At 37.8% G+C, this 17,741-nt stretch carries 15 protein-coding genes; 1 reads left to right on the forward strand and 14 read right to left on the reverse strand.

The window, feature by feature from the left end:
* Window positions 1-6: 6 nt before the first annotated feature.
* The 11 genes from M948_RS28575 to M948_RS28620 form a co-directional block, all read right to left on the reverse strand.
* Window positions 7-1,617: a CTP synthase gene (locus tag M948_RS28575; RefSeq protein ID WP_021289850.1), complete on the reverse strand. Its 1,611-nt coding sequence runs from the start codon at window positions 1,615-1,617 to the stop codon at window positions 7-9.
* A gap of 232 nt (window positions 1,618-1,849) precedes the next feature.
* Entirely contained in the window at window positions 1,850-2,344 is a 495-nt protein-coding gene (gene rpoE / locus M948_RS28580; protein ID WP_021289851.1) for a DNA-directed RNA polymerase subunit delta, read from the reverse strand.
* Between the two features lie 246 nt (window positions 2,345-2,590).
* Window positions 2,591-3,199, reverse strand: coding sequence for a TetR/AcrR family transcriptional regulator (locus tag M948_RS28585; protein WP_021289852.1), 609 nt, complete (start codon window positions 3,197-3,199; stop codon window positions 2,591-2,593).
* A gap of 25 nt (window positions 3,200-3,224) precedes the next feature.
* Window positions 3,225-4,364, reverse strand: a complete 1,140-nt coding sequence (locus tag M948_RS28590; protein WP_021289853.1) for an acyl-CoA dehydrogenase — start codon at window positions 4,362-4,364, stop codon at window positions 3,225-3,227.
* Between the two features lie 13 nt (window positions 4,365-4,377).
* Window positions 4,378-5,511, reverse strand: coding sequence for an acyl-CoA dehydrogenase (locus M948_RS28595; protein WP_021289854.1), 1,134 nt, complete (start codon window positions 5,509-5,511; stop codon window positions 4,378-4,380).
* 29 nt (window positions 5,512-5,540) lie between these two features.
* Window positions 5,541-6,386: a 3-hydroxybutyryl-CoA dehydrogenase gene (locus tag M948_RS28600; protein WP_369759834.1), complete on the reverse strand. Its 846-nt coding sequence runs from the start codon at window positions 6,384-6,386 to the stop codon at window positions 5,541-5,543.
* A 37-nt stretch (window positions 6,387-6,423) separates the two neighbouring features.
* Window positions 6,424-7,614: an acetyl-CoA C-acetyltransferase gene (locus tag M948_RS28605; RefSeq protein ID WP_021289856.1), complete on the reverse strand. Its 1,191-nt coding sequence runs from the start codon at window positions 7,612-7,614 to the stop codon at window positions 6,424-6,426.
* Between the two features lie 122 nt (window positions 7,615-7,736).
* Entirely contained in the window at window positions 7,737-9,839 is a 2,103-nt protein-coding gene (locus M948_RS28610; RefSeq protein ID WP_021289857.1) for a (Fe-S)-binding protein, read from the reverse strand.
* A 255-nt stretch (window positions 9,840-10,094) separates the two neighbouring features.
* On the reverse strand, window positions 10,095-10,238 hold the full coding sequence (locus M948_RS43155; RefSeq protein WP_021289858.1) for a hypothetical protein: 144 nt from the start codon (window positions 10,236-10,238) through the stop codon (window positions 10,095-10,097).
* Window positions 10,239-10,313: 75 nt separating this feature from the next.
* Entirely contained in the window at window positions 10,314-11,978 is a 1,665-nt protein-coding gene (gene argS, locus M948_RS28615; RefSeq protein ID WP_021289859.1) for an arginine--tRNA ligase, read from the reverse strand.
* Window positions 11,975-12,412: a DUF1934 domain-containing protein gene (locus M948_RS28620; RefSeq protein ID WP_021289860.1), complete on the reverse strand. Its 438-nt coding sequence runs from the start codon at window positions 12,410-12,412 to the stop codon at window positions 11,975-11,977. Before M948_RS28620 ends, argS begins: the two co-directional genes overlap by 4 nt.
* A 344-nt stretch (window positions 12,413-12,756) precedes the next feature.
* Between M948_RS28620 and M948_RS28625 the strand changes: the two genes are divergently transcribed.
* Window positions 12,757-14,805 carry a transglycosylase domain-containing protein gene (locus M948_RS28625; RefSeq protein WP_021289861.1) on the forward strand — a complete coding sequence of 683 codons (2,049 nt, stop codon included), beginning with the start codon at window positions 12,757-12,759 and terminating at the stop codon, window positions 14,803-14,805.
* Window positions 14,806-15,059: 254 nt separating this feature from the next.
* On the opposite strand, the gene M948_RS28630 is transcribed toward M948_RS28625, so the two are convergent.
* The 3 genes from M948_RS28630 to M948_RS28640 form a co-directional block, all read right to left on the reverse strand.
* A complete protein-coding gene (locus M948_RS28630) occupies window positions 15,060-15,578 on the reverse strand; it encodes a YwhD family protein (RefSeq protein WP_021289862.1) in 519 nt (172 codons plus the stop codon).
* 73 nt (window positions 15,579-15,651) lie between these two features.
* Entirely contained in the window at window positions 15,652-16,146 is a 495-nt protein-coding gene (locus M948_RS28635; RefSeq protein ID WP_021289863.1) for a YwgA family protein, read from the reverse strand.
* Window positions 16,136-17,455 (reverse strand): HD domain-containing protein, encoded by a 1,320-nt coding sequence (locus M948_RS28640; protein WP_031335206.1) that lies wholly within the window; start codon window positions 17,453-17,455, stop codon window positions 16,136-16,138. The genes M948_RS28635 and M948_RS28640 overlap by 11 nt, the downstream gene beginning before the upstream one ends.
* Window positions 17,456-17,741 lie beyond the last annotated feature (286 nt).

Here is a 17,741-nt window from a genome sequence, read left to right on the forward strand (position 1 = left end):
GATTAATTATTTTCCTACTTGTTGTTCAACTGCAGCACCAATAAATCCTTTAAACAAAGATTGCGCTCTCGTTGGGCGAGATGTGAATTCTGGATGAAATTGACTTGCCACAAACCAAGGGTGATCTTTAATTTCAATTGTTTCAACAAGTCTTCCGTCAGGACTTGTACCTGAAAAGACAAAACCATTCTCAACCATTTGATCACGATACGCATTATTAAATTCATATCGATGGCGATGACGTTCTTCAATATAATCTGCTCCATCATAAGCAGCTTTTGTTTTTGTATTATCTTGCAGCTTACAAGGATATATCCCTAAACGTAAAGTTCCACCAAGATCAGAAATATCCTTTTGTTCAGGTAACAAATCAATGATTGGGTATGGAGTATTTGGATCAATTTCTGCAGAATGTGCACCTCTCAAACCAAGAACATTACGTGCAAATTCTACAGAAGCTAATTGCATTCCTAAACAAATGCCCAAGAATGGAATCTTATTTTCTCTAGCATACTGAATCGCAGCAATTTTTCCGTCAATACCGCGATCTCCAAATCCACCTGGTACCAAGATACCATCCACATGTTCTAAATGTTGGTTTATCGTTTCCTGATCTAGCTTCTCTGAATTAATCCAATGAACTTGAATGTCGGCATCGTATACAAATCCAGCATGCTTTAATGCTTCCACTACAGAAATATATGCATCTGGTAATTCAACATATTTACCAACGAGTGCAATATCGATTTTTTTAGAGAGATTGCGCACTTTGGAAACCAATTCCTTCCACTCTTCCATGTCTGCATCTTGACAATCCAGACCGAAATGTTCGCAAGTTAAATGATCAAGCCGTTGTTCTTGTAGAGAAATAGGAACCTGATAAAGGGTATCTGCATCGCGCATTTCAATTACTGCATGTTCGTTAATATCACAGAACAATGCAATCTTTTCCTTCATTTCTTTGCTAATCGCTTGTTCCGTTCGTAATACGATAACATCAGGCTGTATACCTAATGAACGTAATTCTTTAACACTATGCTGAGTTGGTTTCGTCTTCATCTCGCCAGCGGCTTTAATGTAAGGGACAAGTGTACAATGCAAGTACATCACACTGTCTCTTCCTACCTCTTTTTTTATTTGTCGAATAGCTTCCAAGAATGGTAATGACTCGATATCACCAACTGTACCGCCAATCTCCGTTATAACGACATCTGCTCCTGTAGCTTCTCCTGCCCGAAATACCTGTTCTTTAATTTCGTTCGTAATATGGGGAATCACTTGCACAGTGCCTCCCAAATAATCCCCACGACGTTCTTTACGAATAACGCTTGAATATACTTTACCTGTAGTAATATTGCTATATTTATTTAAGTTAATATCTATAAACCGTTCATAGTGCCCCAAATCCAAATCCGTTTCCGCACCATCTTGTGTTACATATACTTCACCGTGTTGATAAGGACTCATTGTACCAGGGTCAACATTGATATAAGGATCAAATTTTTGAATAGTCACCTTCAATCCCCTGTTTTTCAACAAACGTCCCAAGGAAGCAGCAGTTATCCCTTTCCCTAAAGATGATACAACTCCTCCAGTCACAAAAATGTACTTGGTCATCGTCTTTCCCTCTTTCTCTGTGTATTCTTTTCTGTATCCAATATTAATGCATCAATTGGGTAGCGTAATAGTTTTAGCATGTACTAATCTGCTGAAAAAATAATAAAAGCGCCTCCCCAAATATAATGGGGAAACGCTTTGATAATTAAAATAAAAGAGCCCAATTTAAATTGTACTGATTCATTTTAAAAAAGTCAAGCATCCATTAAATTACCAATCACTACTTAAAAACTTACTTCTCTTCTTCCTCTTCTTCCTCGCTATCTTCAAACTCTTCATCGTCATCAAAGTCCTCATCGAAATCTTCATCTAGTTCATCAAGGTCTTCATCGATATCAAAGTCTTCATCAAAAATTTCCATTTCATCATCGGTGATATCAAGATTTTCTTCCTCTTCCGATTCATTCGCCTCTTCTTTTTTCTTTGCTTTCTTTTTCTTCTTCGGCGCATTGGTAACTTCTTCGTCCATTTGCTCTACTGGGTACCATCTCTTCAATCCCCACATATTTTCACCAATTGTAATGAAACGGCCGTCTACATTTAAATCGGTATAAAACTGAGCAATTGTCGCCTGTTTCTCTTCTTCCGAATACCCTCTTAAATCTGCAAGTTTATTAAATATATCTTTAAAATGAATGGCTTTTTTTTCATCCAAAAGAATTAAACTTGCCAATTCAATCATAGACATATTTTGAATTTGTTCGTGGCTAAAATCTTTTAAGCTCACGGCAACGCACTCCCTTTACTTTATATTAATTGCTTCTTCGCAATACACTATTAAATTAATTGTTTATTTGATCATGTATTTCTAGCAGTTCGCTTCATTAACCATACCATACATTATAAACAAATCTATAGGGTTTATGCTAGAGAAAAAGCAGAAAAAGTTATGTAGGGACAAAATATTTTATTATTTGATCATTCTTACGAACTGGTACGTACAGAAATCATCCAGTAAATCATTTGTTACGGTTTATTTCACCGTTAGACTATGCATTAAAAAATAAATCTGCCTATCGATATAGTCCTCTAAAGTAAATTGCTTCTGTAGCATCCATCTTCGGAAGCCCCACATTTGACCTTGAATAAAAATATTGTTCGCAAGAAGCTCTCTGTCCAAAAGAGAAATCGTTCCTGGAAAACAAGTATCAATTACTCGTTCAAGCATAGCCACCATGTCTCTTTCTTTCTGCAACACATATTCTTTTGTTTCCTTTTTTAAAGATTTGACTTCCTGGTACATGATAACAACTTCTTCTTGCATGTCATCCATCAAATAAAAATAGGACCTTATGACCTTTTCAAAATGTTCGACGGAAGAGTTGGTAAGATCAATTTGAGCTACTAAACGCTCTTGTACTTGTTGGTAAATTGCATCACACACTAAAAACAGGATATCTTCTTTCGTTCGAATATATTCATATAAGGTGCCAATACTGAATCCAGAAGCTTTAGCAATTTCTCTCGTAGTTGTGCGATGAAAGCCTTTCTCCTTGAAAAGCGTAATTGCCCCTTTGATCATTTGTCTTCTGCGTTTTTCAATTAATTGCTGATCCTTAATGGATGTTGAAATTGGATCCATCGTGATGTAGCACCTCCCTTTAAGTTTATTTTGTTACCATTTTACCAATTACTAATCGTTGAATTTCATTGGTGCCTTCGTATATCTGCGTTATTTTCGCATCACGCATATAACGCTCTACCGGATAGTCTTTGGTATACCCGTATCCTCCAAATACTTGTACTGCTTCTACTGTGATGCGCATAGCAGCATCTCCTGCAAATAATTTAGACATTGCTGACGCTTTCCCATAAGGTAATCCCTGTGATTCTAACCACGCTGCTTGGTACGTCAATAATCTTGCAGCCTCTATTTCCGTTGCCATATCTGCCAATTTAAAAGAAATTCCTTGATTACTAGCTAACGGCTTTCCAAATTGCTCTCGTTCTTTTGCGTAGGCTGTAGCTGCCTCAAATGCTCCTTGTGCAATTCCTAGCGCTTGAGCGGCTATTCCATTCCGACCACCATCTAATGTCATCATCGCAATTTTAAATCCCTCTCCTTCATCACCAAGCATATTTGCTTTAGGAATGCGACAATTTTCAAATATTAATTCCGTGGTGGGTGAAGAACGAATACCAAGTTTCTTTTCTTTTTTTCCAAATGTAAAACCGCTTGTTCCTTTTTCAACAATGAATGCACTAATCCCTTTATGACGCTTATCCAAATTTGTCTTTGCAAAAACAATATAAATATCAGCTACTCCACCATTCGTAATCCATACTTTATTTCCATTTAAAATGTAATGATCGCCATCTTCCTTTGCCGATGTTTTCATTGAAACGACATCACTTCCTGCACCAGGTTCTGATAATGCATAGGCCCCTAACGCCTCTCCGGACGCAAGTCGTTTTAGGAAAGACTTTTTTTGTGCTTCGTTTCCGTATTTATAAATTGGCCAGCTGGCAAGTGATACATGCGCTGATAATGTAACTCCAGTTGAAGCACATACCCGCGACAGTTCTTCCACTGCAATGATGTAACTCATATAATCAGCACCGATTCCACCATATTCCTCCGGCCAAGGTATCCCCGTTAACCCTAACTCTGCCATTTTATGAAATATTTCTCGATCAAATCGTTCTTCTTCATCACGTTCCGCTGCTGTCGGTTCAACATCATTGGTTGCAAAATCACGGACCATTTTCCGTAGCATGTCTTGTTCATCTGTTAATTGAAAATCCACAAATAAACCCTCCTTATTTCTTCAGTAAGTGCTTTGCAATCACCATATGTTGTATTTCACTCGTTCCTTCATAAATTTCGGTGATTTTAGCATCCCTAAATAGCCTTTCTACTGGATAATCTTCTGTATATCCATAACCACCAAGAACTTGTACTGCTTCAATTGCATTTTTCACGGCAGATTTCGAGGCATAAAGCTTAGCCATTGAAACTTCTTTCGCACAAGAAACGCCTTGTTCAACAAGTGATGCAGCTTGATAGACTAATAGTTTTGCGGCTTCCGAACGTGTTGCCATATCCGCCAATTTAAACGAGATGCCTTGATTATCGGCAATCGGACCAGTAAATTGCTTTCTTTCCTTTGCATAATTTATTGCATGTGTAACTGCTGCATCACTAATTCCTAAAGCCTGTGCAGCTATTCCAATCCTGCCTATATTCAAATTATGCATCGCAATTGCAAACCCTTCATGTTCCTTCCCTAGTAATTGATCACCAGATAGTTGACAATTATCAAATGTCAGCGATACGGTATTGGATCCATGGAGCCCCATTTTTCTTTCCTTTTTTCCAATAATAAATCCAGGCGTATCTTTCTCCACAATAAATGCACTAATATCCCGTTTGCCTTCCCCTGTACGAGCAAAAGTGATATAGGTATCAGCCTCACCACCATTCGTTATAAATACCTTTGACCCATTTAATAGATATGAATTACCAGATTTGACAGCTTTTGTTCTTATACCTCCAGCATCGGATCCAGCATTTGGTTCTGAAAGCGCAAATGCACCAATGTACTGTCCACTCGCAAGTTTTGGCAAATAGTGCTGCTTCTGCTGCTCAGTTCCAAAATAAACGATTGGATTTGTTCCTACGGACGTGTGTACCGACAAAATCACACCCACTGCAGCGCTGACTTTTGATATCTGATGAACAGCTTGAATATAGGACGTATAGTTCATCCCAGCCCCACCATATTCGACTGGAATGGGAATACCCATCAATCCTAAAGAACCCATTTTTTGAATTAATTCTCTAGGAAATCGATCTTCCCTTTCCATTCGCAGAACTTCTTGGGCAATCTCCGTTTCGGCAAATTCTTTTATCATTCGCACAAGCATCTCCTGCTCAGCTGTTACCTGCTTCATGTTTCCTTCCTCCTGTCGATTCTTGTGGATTACGAATAATTATAAAAACCTTTACCAGACTTTTTACCAAGCCATCCTGCTTTGACATATTGCCTTAAAAGTGGACATGGGCGATACTTGCTATCAGCGAACCCTTCATGAAGAACCTCCATAATATAAAGACATGTATCAAGTCCAATAAAATCCGCTAATGTCAATGGCCCCATCGGATGATTCATTCCTAATTTCATAGACGTATCAATATCTTCCACTGTTGCAATTCCCTCATAAAGGGTGTAAATTGCTTCATTGATCATTGGCATTAAGATACGATTGGACACAAATCCAGGAAAGTCATTTACTGCAATGGGTGTCTTTGCAAGCTTCCTTGCCAGCTGTTCAATGGTTTGGAATGTCTCCTCACTTGTTTGCAGTCCGCGTATAATTTCCACTAGTTTCATAACAGGTACCGGATTCATAAAATGCATGCCAATTACTTGATCTGGCCGTTTTGTATGTGCTGCTAACTCGGTAATCGGTAAAGAGGATGTATTCGAAGCTAGGAGAGTATGGGTTGGAGCAATTTTATCCAACTCATGGAATATCGATGCTTTTACCTGCAAATTCTCAACCACTGCTTCAATAATTAAATCTGCCTGTTCAGCATCTTGTAGTCGGTTAGAAAGCGTTAGTCGTTTTAATGCATCCTCCTTCTCCTGAGCCGATATTCGTTGTTTCTGAACAGAGCGTTCTAGAAGTTTATCAATTGTATTTATTCCTTTTGTCCGTGCTTCATCGTTCTTATCATGAAGGTAGACAGTGTATCCTCCCTGTGCACAAACTTGTGCAATTCCTGCTCCCATTTGCCCTGCGCCAATGACCATGATATTTTCTATTGTTTTCACAGCATATCCTCCTCTACATTAAACCAATCTAACTGATTGGTACTTCAATCAATATGGCATCACCTTGCCCACCACCACTGCAAATTGCAGCTATACCTAAACCACCGCCTCGTCTCTTTAATTCATATATCAATGTTAATATGATTCGAGCCCCACTTGCTCCAATTGGATGACCCAGCGCAACTGCACCACCATTTACATTCACTTTTTCCTGAGCGATCCCAGCGATTTTTCCACTCGCTAATGAAACAGCAGCAAATGCTTCGTTAATTTCAAACAAATCAATATCATCTTTGCCGTAACCTGTTTTTTCAAGTAGTTGATTGATAACAAGACCAGGTGTTTTAGGGAAATCTTCTGCTGGTACAGCCAATTCTGTATGTCCTTTGATCACAGCCATCGGGGTTTTCCCAAGTGCTTCCGCTTTTTCATTAGACATAACTACAAACGCGCAAGCTCCATCATTAACACCTGGAGCATTTCCTGCTGTTATGGTTCCATCTGAATCAAAGGCTGATCTTAATTTTTCTAAACTTTCTAAACTTGTATCTTTTCGAGGTGCTTCATCTTGATTAATGATCTTGGAAGAACCTTTCCGTTGTTTTTGTTCCATTGGTATAATCTCTTCGGCAAATTTCCCATCTGCTATTGCTTGAATAGCTCTTTTATGACTTCGATAAGCCCATTGATCTTGTTCTTCCCTTGTTATTCCATATTCTTTAGCAGTAGCATTTCCATAACTTCCCATGTGGACATGCTGGAAAGAGCACGTCAAGCCATCATGAACCATCATATCGATAACCTTTTTGTCCCCCATCCGATTTCCCCAACGAGCATCTGGAAGGATATATGGAGCATTGCTCATACTTTCCATTCCACCAGCAACAATCACTTCCTCATCCCCAAGGCGAATTAATTGGTTAGCCAATGTGACACTACGTAACCCGGAAGCACAGACCTTATTAATGGTTTCTGTTTTTACATTCCATGGGATACCTGCTTCCCTTGCCGCCTGACGAGAAGGTAGTTGCCCTTGCCCGCCTTGTAATACATTGCCAATGATTACTTCATCAACCAACGCACGATCCAAGTTAGCACGTTGCAACGCGGCTTTAATTGCATGCCCACCTAGTTCCGATGCGGTAAACCCCTTTAATGCACCACCAAATTTCCCAAATGGGGTTCTTGCTCCAGATACAATTACAGCTTCTCTTACCATTCATACTCCTCCTTATTGTTAGCGCTTACTTTTGACTGAACGCTCGCTCACTTGATTTTAGAATGGAAAGTCTTGATTAACAATCAAGACTTTCAACGCTTAGTATTTTGTTACTCGCTGTTTTATGCAGTTTGCTGTTCTTGTTCCAATACCACCGATAATGCTAGTATTTCAGCGACATCCATTGTGCCTATATCTTCTTCAACCTCTTTGGCTTTCGTACCATCACTAATCATGGTTAAACAATACGGACAAGCACTAGAGATCATATTTGGTTGAACTGCCATTGCCTGTTCTGTACGGGCAACATTAATCCTATTCCCTGTTGTTTCTTCTGACCACATTAGTCCACCACCGGCTCCACAGCACATTCCATTTTCTTTACTTCGTTTCATTTCTACTAATTCTAATCCTGGAATAGATTTGAGAATCTCTCTAGGCGGATCATAGACACCATTGTATCTGCCCAAATAACATGAATCATGATATGTCAATCGCTGATTAATTGCTTTTTTCGGTTTCAACTTGCCATCCATCACTAAATCATACATAAGTTGCGTATGGTGATACACTTCTGCTTCAAAACCAAAATCAGGATATTCATTTTTAAAAATGTTATATGCATGCGGATCGATGGTAACGATTTTCTTTACATCATGTTTGTTAAACTCTTTTATGTTCTTCTCAGCAATTTCTTGGAATAGAAATTCATTTCCAATTCGACGTGCAGTATCGCCTGAATTCGCTTCTTTATTTCCTAAAATAGCAAAGTCTACACCAGCTTGATTCATTAGTTTTGCAAAAGCTATCGCGATCTTTTGACTTCTGCTATCATAGGATCCCATCGAACTTACCCAAAACAAATATTCAAAATCCTTCTCTTCCTTTTTCAATTCCTTCACGGTAGGGATATATACCGATTCATCTTGTTCGCGCCATTTGATACGATCTTTTTTTGACAAGCCCCAAGGATTACCCTGACGCTCAATATTCATGACGGCACGCTGTACATCTTGATCCATTTTCCCCTCTGTCATTACTAAATACCTACGCATATCAATAATTGTACCAACATGTTCATTGTTAACAGGGCAAGCATCTTCACAGTTGCGACAAGTCGTACAGCCAGCTAACTCTTCTTCTGTAATGACATCACCAATCAGACTAGCACTTTGTACAGTCGCCGCTGCTTCATTTTTTGCAGTTGCTTGATTTCCCTGGGTATTTGCAAATGCATATGCAGGCACCCAGGGGGACTTGCCGGTAATTGCGGCTCCTTTTTCAGTAAGGTGATCCCTTACTTTAATCATAATATCCATTGGAGAAAGCATCTTCCCTGTTCCTGACGCTGGGCATACATCGGTACATCTCCCACATTCAACACATGCATAGAAGTCAATCATTTGATATTGTTCAAAATCTTCTACCTTACCAACGCCAAATGATATCTCTTCTTCATTGACATCTTCATCCATATCAAAGTTAATTTTCTTTAATTTACCGGGGACACGTTTACTTAGGAACACATTAATTGGAGCTGCAATTAAGTGTGCATGCTTCGATTGTGGTACATAAACAAGGAAAGTTAATATGGTAATCGTATGTACCCACCAAGCTATATAAAACCATACCATTGCTGCAGTAGGTGATATCCAACTAAACAAAAATGCGATGGAGCTAGCAATTGGCTCTGTCCATGTTAATTCATGCCCATGCCACAACATGGCCATTCCATTGCCGACTAACACGGATATCATTAATGTACCAATAAATAAAAGTACTAACCCTGCTTTAAAACCACGCTTCAGACGTACAAGTTTTTCCATATACCGTCGATAAAAAGCCCAGACAACAGCAACAAGGATCATTAATGTTACTAATTCTTGGAAAAAGACAAAACCAGGGTAAAAGATTCCAAATGGCAAATGATTACCTGGTGAAAGACCTTTCACAAACATATCAATTGCTCCAAATTGAACGAGAATAAACCCATAGAACATCATGACATGAATAGTACCAGATTTTTTATCCTTTAATAGTTTTGATTGACCAAACACAATCTTCCCAATTCTTCGAAGCCTCCCTTTAAAATCACGGTCAAATTCTGATTTCTTACCAAGACGAATGTAAGCAACTCGAGTCGCAACAACTTTAGCAAATAAATATAGACCATAAATCGTAATTGCTGCAAATGCTACGGCATTAATAAGCAGAAATGCATCCATGTCTTTGCTCCCCCTAATCATGTAGTAATAATCTATTATAATGAGAACCTTTCATTGTATATTCCAATGAAAGATAAAAAAACGAAATGATAGCGATTCCATTTTTCTGAAAAATAATATCTTTTGAAATCTTATAACCTTACTATAAATATGAATGATCATTCAGTCAACCTTTTTCCGTGTTTTTCTCTACATTTTCCTTAATTTGTAAATTGTTTTAAACAGTTCTTAACCGGTGTACCAACAAATAGGATATTAGACAAGAACACCTTCTTGCTCAGTTGCTCCCCCTCTTTCTCGTTTTGCTACGGAAAATCTACTTATTTCATTAGAAAGTTGCTTCAAACGAACCAGCTCTTTATTTTCTCGGATAAATAATGAAAAGGATACGTGACCCAAAAATAAAGCTACCCCTATTATTATAGGAATAGCTTTTGTCTGTTATTTAAGTAAGCCGCATCGTACTGCTTCAGCTTACATTTTTTCTGGCGCTGTTACACCGATTAATTGCAGGGCATTAGATAATGTAATTCGTACAGCTTTCATTAAAGCGATTCGAGCTTTCGTTCGATCTAGATGGTCAGCATCGATCACTTTTTCTCCATTGTAGAAACTGTGTAATAAGGTTGCTAAATCATATAGATATTGCGTTACTTTATGGGGAGTATGCTTCCCTGCAGCATCAGCAACTACCTGCGGAAATTCACCTAGTTTTTTTAGCAGGTCAATCTCTTTTTCTGCCGTCAATAAAGAAGCATCAAAGCTGTTATCGACAGAAATACCTTTACTTTCAGCTTGCTTTAACATCGTACAAATTCGTGCATACGCATATTGCACATAAAACACAGGGTTATCATTCGATTGCGAACGTGCTAGATCCATATCGAAATCCAGTTGTGAATCATTTGATCTTGCAACGAAGTAATAACGTACTGCATCTACACCTACTTCTTCCATCAATTCTCGAAGTGCAACAGCTTTGCCTGTACGTTTACTCATCCGCAACTTTTCTCCATTTTCAAACAAGTTAACCATTTGAATTATTTTCACGTCAAATTTTTCAACTGGGTAGCCTAATCCTTGAATGGCTGCACGCATCCGAGGAATATAGCCATGGTGGTCAGATCCCCATACATTTACAATTTGGTCAAAACCTCGATCTAGCTTATTCTTATGATAAGCAATATCTGGAGTTAAATAAGTATAGGATCCATCTTGTTTTATGAGCACTCGATCTTTATCATCACCAAAGTCTGTCGTACGGAACCAAGTTGCCCCATCCTTTTCATACATATATGGATCTAATACCTTTAAAGCATCGGTAATCTTATTTTCCTTATACAACGAACGTTCAGAGAACCATGAATCAAAGTGGACACGAAATTCAGCAAGGTCTTGCTCAATCTTACCAAGCTCATATTTCAAACCATATTCTTTAAAGAATTTTAATCGTTCTTCTCGTTCTGTGACTGCCCATTGATCTCCATACTCCACACCAAGTTGTTTCCCAATTTCTATAATATCTTCGCCATGATAACCATCTTCTGGCATGTCCACGTCATTTCCAAGTGCCTGTAAATAACGAGCTTCTACAGAAAGTGCAAGATTATCAATCTGATTCCCAGCATCATTAATATAATATTCACGTTCTACTTGATAGCCTGCCGCATCTAGTACATTACATAAAACATCTCCAAAGGCAGCGCCACGTGCATGACCCAAGTGAAGGTCTCCAGTTGGGTTCACCGATACAAACTCGACTTGAATGCGTTTCCTATCTCCAGCATTGGTTTTACCATATTCCGTATCTTCTTTTAAAATGGTTGGAATAATTTCTCCAAGAAAGTCATCTTTCATAAAGAAATTAATAAACCCTGGGCCAGCAATCTCTATTTTCTCTACCGATGCTTCTGATTGATTTAGTTGGTTTACAATGTCATCAGCAATTTGTCTTGGTGCCTTTCTAGCGATTCTTGCCAGCTGCATCGCAATATTTGTTGCAAAGTCACCGTGTGATTTATCTTTCGGTTTTTCTAAAATAATATCTGGAATTTCTTCCTTTGTAGCAAGCTCTGCTTGAATAACTGCTGATTCAATCGTTTGCTTTAATTTGTCCTCTGTCTGTGCCAAGACATTCATGACATGTCCTCCTTCATCATTAAATCGATTTTTTGATGTCTTTCTTCTTGTCCATTTAACCTTACTGTGTAAGCAATTGTCAGGCTTCCACTTTTGGCTTTTTGTAATGGATGATAAGAAATGGATTGTGTGAAGGTTTCCATATGGATACTACCATAAGGATGCTTTACCACATTTTCTGTTGTTTGCTTTTCTTGAAATTGTTGATTCATCGAAATATTACCAGAGCGCTTTATATTCACCCGATTTGATTGAATGGTGATTAGGTTCTTAATCATCGTTTGGTCATCTGCTATTTCCTCAAATGTGAGAACATCCAAATTTCCTTTTTTATATAAAAATCCAGTCTCTTGAATTTTATTATATTCCATTTGACCATTATCATCGATTATTGTAGAAAGTTCAATAACAACTTGTGTCGTTGGAGTATTCATTCTATCGCCTCAGTCTTTAAAATCATATTTTACTATTATAGCGATAAATAAGGTGGATTAGCAATACTAATAATAAAAATCACCTAGTTAAGCTATATCCAAAAAGCCCTCGTATGAAACGGTTATTATTTCCAAGCATTATTTCAATGAGGGGTCCTGTAGCTGTAAGCTAAATTACATATGGTTTTTGGTAAACAACATGCTCCAATGGATACTTCCATTACATGTAACAGTAAATTTATCGTGAGTGATGTCAGAAAGCCAAGCAATTTCTCTAAATATGTTTATTTGGCTATCGGTTATCCCATAATGCTAATAATGCAGACTTTAATGAGGGAAAACATATGTCGAAATTTCGAAACGTACGTAAACATAAATTCATTCTAACTGTTATAGGAGCGACCACACTTTTTTTTGCTACTTTTATAGTTGGTATCTATCTCATTAGCTTTCTACTCGGTCCACCAGAATTAGCAAACGAACAAAATACCATCTTGTATAGTAATTCAGGGGAAATCATAGGAGAAGAAAGTGGCTTAGAAAACCGGCAATGGGTCGATTTAAATGATATGTCGAACGATCTCATACAAGCGACGTTAGCAATTGAAGATCGTAATTTTTATGAACATCATGGATTTGATTTTAAACGGATATTTGCTGCTATATTAAAAGATATACAAACACTATCCCTTAAGGAAGGTGCAAGTACATTATCACAACAATACGCACGTAATTTGTACTTAACGCACGAAAAAACGTGGCTGCGTAAAATAAAAGAAGCTTTTTATACGGTTCGTCTAGAAATGTTCTATTCCAAGGATGAAATATTAGAAGGATACTTGAATACGATCTATTACGGACATGGTGCTTACGGTATCGAGTACGCTAGTAATTTATTCTTTAATCAGACATCTAGTCAAATTTCTTTGGCACAGGCTGCGATGTTAGCAGGTATACCTAAAGGACCAACATATTACTCACCTTTGAATGATAAAAAACGTGCAGAGCAGCGTCAGCAACAAATACTCAAAGCAATGCGGGCACAAAATAGAATTAGTGAAGAAGCTTATCATAATGCTATTCAAGAAAAATTAGTATATCAAAAGCCCAAAAAAGAAGATAAAAAAGCAATCGGCCCCTATTTTCAGGATTATGCTATTAAAGAAGCTGCTAACCTTCTAGATGTCGATGTAGAGGCAATACGATCTGGGGGATATGAAATTCATACCACATTAAATAAAGATTCACAGGTTCAGTTAGAGCAGCAAATATCAGATAAAATTTCTGATGCAAGTGAAGTTCAAGCAGGCGGCTTAGCAATGAATCCGAAAACTGGTGGAATAATTGCAATGGTAGGTGGCCGTAACTACGGAGAGAGTACATTCAATCGAACTGTACAAGCGAAACGGATGCCAGGATCTTCATTTAAACCATTTGTCTATTATACTGCGCTGGAAAATGGCTATACGCCTAACACCATGTTGATGAGCAAACCTACGTCTTTTGAATTAGCAAACGGTGAAGTCTATCAGCCCAGTAATTTTAATGGTTACTATGCAAATAAAAAGATATCATTAGCACAAGCTTTAGCACTCTCTGATAATATTTATGCTGTGAAAACAAATATGTATGTTGGTCCCAAGAATGTTGTAGAAACGGTAAAAGAAATGGGCTTTACAAGTAAGCTTCAAGCTGTTCCATCGCTTGCCCTTGGGACGGCAGCTGTATCTATGCAAGAAATGGTTACCGGTTATAGTATATTGGCAAATGGTGGACATGACATTCAGCCCCATGCAGTAACAGAAATTAATGACCATACAGGAAAAGCAGTATATAAAAATACACAAGAACAAGGAAAACAAATCCTTGATTCGAAAAGCACCTTCATCCTTACACATTTAATGACTGGGATGTTTGACCATGAATTGGACGGTTATATGCAAGTTACCGGTTCTTCGATAGCAGATGAACTGGATCGATTGTATGCAGGAAAATCAGGAACAACCAATTCAGATAGTTGGATGATGGGCTATAGTCCATCTATCACAGCTGGGATTTGGATCGGATACGATGATAACCGCAAAATGGAGGTCGTAGAGGAAGCAAGTTACGCAAAAGAAATATGGGCTGGATTTATGAATAATGCCCATAAAGATTTGCCACAAGAAACTTTCGCTATCCCTTCAGATGTTGTAGGAGTACCGATAGACCCCACCACTGGGAAACGAGCAACTCCTTATTGTGAATCAAGTCGTGTCATGTATTTTGAAAAAGGTACAGAGCCAGATGAACACTGCATGGTACATTTTCATCAAAATGAAGAAAAGCAACAACCAAAGACAGAGCAAGAAGACAAAAGCATGATGGAAAAAATATTTGATTTATTTAATTAGAATAGTTAAATATTCAGATTAAAAAAGCAGCCGAACCCAGCAATCACTGATTTCGGCTGCTTTTTTGTCCTAGTAATACATGAGTAGCCCATGTACACCTATATTTTACAAATTTCTAAAAAAAAGTACAAGATAAAACTGAATGGTTTATCATGACGTCACAAAATGTTCACTTTTTAGCAAATAACGTAAATAAACTCGAAAAAGGTGTACTACCTTAGTATCATTCACCAGATTTGTACACCTTTTCTTTCTTATTCTGGAAGAGACGACTTTAACTCTTCCGTTGAATTATTCCACATGTCTGGATTAAACTCGACTAAAAAGTCTTTTAGTAATTTTTTCGAAGGCGCATCCATATGGTCTACAATGATTTTACCTTTGAGAGACTTTTCCATATGCGTTACATGCTCAGGCATCGATTTGTAGGCACGTTTTATTGATCGATCAACGCGCAATTCGCTACCTGCTACACCGGAATAAAAAGGACCTTTCTCTCCTTGATCAACATTTACCCAGACAATCCAATATAATTTACCATTTGGTACTTCACTTTTATCGTTTAGATATTTGACTCGTCGTTCAATATCGCTTCTTGCATGCATGGCTGCCATATCAACGTAAGCTTTATTCTCATTCGGATCCACAATCACAGAAGACATGTTTTCTAAACTAATCGAGCCGTACCCGTATCCACCATGTCCATCCGTGGAGTCATCCTTAATGATCGTAAAGTTATTTTTTTTCTTATTCGAAGATTGATCGGAACTCATCCCAAAATCCTCCTTCTATTTCTACTGTCTTATATTTTAGCATAGGTACAGGTATGATGACACATATCTGACTTTAATGCCTCAACCACTTAATAAAAAATTGTGCCTCTTGTATTTCCTCATCCGTATATTTTTGCTTCGGTTTCACCGTATGTACTTTCGCGACGTTCTCTTCCGGAGACAAACCATCAAAATATAGCATCGTAGCTACGAGCTCTAAAAACCTTGAGCTTTTCCCTTTCATTGCTTCTACTTGTCCTGAAAATTCGGGCATGTCCATTGCAAATTGATGCAAGAACTCCTCTCCATCATTCGTAATCGTATAATGATATTGAAAATAGTTACTTTTATCTTCTTTTTTTTCTTGGATAAACCCTAAATTACATAATTCTTCTACTCGCAATGTTAACTCTTCCGAATAAGGACCGTAAAAATGAAATTCATATTTCTCCTCAAATGGCAACCCACACTTTTGTAGAATATAAATCATTTTTTGTAGTTTTTTTCTGCCAGTCACTTCATTAGCTACTGAAAAAAACTGCATTAACTTTGCGTGATTAGTTAGCATTCTTGACATCTCCCTGACCATTCAGAATTTCTTCTACACGTTCCTTCATCGCACTATTTTCCATCTTTTCTACCAAATCATTAGGAAAATACAATTTATGATCTGTCCGTTTTTTTCCAGAAATAGATTCAACGATTTCCGATTGCCTTGACAATTCTCTAAGCTCACCGTTCGGCATTAGCAAGTGAATAGGTAAGCGTTCTTCCTCTTCTCCTGGCCGGTAAAAGTCATACGGTAAATCAGAAGAAGAATCAACAACTAGATAGTAATCTGGATCAATTCCCGCTTGCATGAATAACCGGTGAAGTTCCATCCATTCATTCATTTGTAAATTCGGGTTAAACTCAATATATTTAAATAACCTTCTGTTTGTAAATCTTTCACATAAATCACTTAATATTGCATCCTCTTCTTCTTGCCAAAGCTGAAAATAATAAGAGACGATTCCCTCATCCAACTTTAAATAATCCTTTAAATCAACATTACCATTAAAGAAAGAAAGGAAATGTGTAGGCTCTAATTTAAACGTATAATGTGTATCTTCATACAGAACCTTCGCTCGATGAAGGATTTTGGATAATATTACTTCTGCACTTCGGGTTACTGGATGAAAATAAACTTGCCAATACATTTGATATCGGCTCATAATATAATCTTCAACGGCGTGCATTCCAGTATACTTAATAACTACTTGATCCTCCATGGGGCGCATCACACGGAGGATTCTTTCCATATCAAAATGCCCATAGCTTACCCCTGTAAAATAAGCATCTCGTTGTAAATAATCCATGCGATCCGCATCGATCTGACTGGAAATCAAACTAACGACTAATTTGTCTTTATAGGTTTTGGCAATGACATCTGAAACATTCTGTGCAAATCCTTTATCCACACGCTCTAAGATTTTATTTACCGTCGTATCTCCTAAAATAATTTGCTGTGTGAAATATTCATGATCTAACTTAAATACTTTTTCAAACGAATGAGAAAACGGGCCATGTCCCAAATCGTGCAACAATGCAGCACATAAGCAAAGAAGACGTTCCTCACTGTTCCAATGAGGGCGTCCTTCAAAGTTAGATATGATTCTACGAACAATCTCATAAACACCAAGCGAATGATTAAATCTGCTATGTTCTGCACCATGAAAGGTCAAATTTGTGGTACCTAATTGTTTAATTCTACGAAGCCGTTGAAATTCTGGAGCTGAAATTAAATCCCAGATAACTCTATCTTTTACATGCACGTATCGATGTACAGGATCCTTGAACACTTTTTCTTCATGTAGTTGTTCGTCTTTATATGCCATGTATGTATACCCATCCGTTTCTTTTCGACGATTTCTTTTTATTATATAATAGATAAAGTGAACCTTCAATCTGGTTTTTTCTGATTGATAGGTGAACCAATCGGACATTTACTGGCAGTTTCCTTTCTCCCCTTTCTTGATGATATTCACTAGCAATTAATGAAAGGTTTACTGCCAGTTAGATGCGGGATAAAGTGAACCTTCAATTTGGTTTTTTCTGATAAAATAGTCCCAAAGACTAACTTCGCCACCTCCTGTGGCAATGTCTTTGTAACCTACACTCATG

The sequence above is a fragment of the Virgibacillus sp. CM-4 genome (assembly GCF_000445495.1).
GTDB lineage: Bacteria > Bacillota > Bacilli > Bacillales > Amphibacillaceae > Virgibacillus > Virgibacillus salexigens.